Consider the following 1,376-nt stretch of genomic DNA (forward strand, 5'->3'; position numbering starts at 1 on the left):
AAGGCGGGCAGGGTTCCCTTCGGGGTCCGGTTGCGCCGCGACCGCACGCTGATCCTGATGACGCTGCCCGTCATCGTCCTGCTGTTGATCTTCAACTACGTCCCGCTGCTCGGCAACGTCGTCGCCTTCCAGGAATACGACCCCTACGCCGCCGGCAACGGCATCCTGGCGATCTTCCACAGCCCGTGGGTGGGCGTGGAGCAGTTCTCGCGGATGCTGGATGACCCGCTGTTCTGGAGCGCCACGCAGAACACGATCGTGCTGTTCGTGCTCCAGCTGGTGCTGTTCTTCCCGGTCCCCATCGCCCTCGCGCTGGTCATCAACAGCGTGATCCGGCCGAGGGTGCGGGCCGTGGCGCAGGCGATCATGTATCTGCCGCACTTCTTCTCCTGGGTCCTCGTGGTCACCGTGTTCCAGCAGATCCTCGGCGGCGCGGGCATCATCGCGCAGACCCTGGAGAAGCACGGGTGGAGCGGCTTCGACCTGATGACCAACGCGGACCTCTTCAAGTATCTGGTCACCGCGCAGGCCGTGTGGAAGGACGCAGGCTGGGGGATCATCGTCTTCCTCGCGGCCCTGTCCGCCGTCAGCACCGACCTGTACGAGGCCGCCGCCATCGACGGCGCGGGGCGCTGGCGACGCATGTGGCACGTCACGCTGCCCGCGCTGCGCCCGGTGATCGCGCTGCTGCTGGTCCTCAGGGTCGGTGACGCGCTGAGCGTGGGCTTCGAGCAGTTCCTGCTCCAGCGGTACGCGGTCGGCGCGGGGGCCAGCGAGGTCCTCGACACCTACGTGTGGAACATGGGTATCCAAAACGGCGACTTCAGCTACGCGGCCGCGGTCGGCCTGGCCAAGGGAGTCATCGGAGTGTGTCTCGTCCTGGGCGCGAACAAGTTCGCGCACCTGCTCGGCGAGCAGGGGGTGTACAAGAAATGAGCCTCAACACGCAGCTCATCCGCAGCCTGAAGGCTCCCGCCCGCCCCGTGTGGGAGGAGCCGCCGAGCAAGGTGGGACTCACCGCCAAGGGCGGCTTCCTCGTGCTGTGCTGCCTGGGGGTGCTCGGTCCGCTGTGGATCGTGATCGTCACCAGCCTCTCCCCTAAACCGGTGATCGACCGGGTCGGCGGCCTCGTCGTGATCCCCCAGGGCATCACCTTCATCAACTACACCGAACTCCTCAGCGGCGGCCAGGTCAGCAGGGCGATCATGGTGTCGGTCGGCGTCACGCTCGTCGGCACGCTGTTCTCGATGGCGGTGTCGGTGTTCGCGGCCTACGGTCTGTCCCGGCCGGGCAGTCTGGGGCACCGGTTCTTCCTGATGATCATGATGGCGACCATGTTCTTCGGAGCCGGCCTCATCCCGACCTACCTGCTGGTG

The 1,376-nt window shown here is 66.6% G+C and carries 1 protein-coding gene and 1 pseudogene; both read left to right on the top strand.

The annotated features are described in order from the left end of the window. The coding region (locus tag STSP_RS35285; protein ID WP_067285207.1) for an ABC transporter permease at positions 1-936 on the top strand (936 nt) is incomplete at its 5' end. Further along, positions 933-1,376, top strand: a pseudogene (locus STSP_RS35290) (carbohydrate ABC transporter permease); the annotation flags it as partial. The gene STSP_RS35285 and the pseudogene STSP_RS35290, both read left to right, overlap by 4 nt.

The organism is Streptomyces jeddahensis (assembly GCF_001642995.1).
Lineage (GTDB): Bacteria > Actinomycetota > Actinomycetes > Streptomycetales > Streptomycetaceae > Streptomyces > Streptomyces jeddahensis.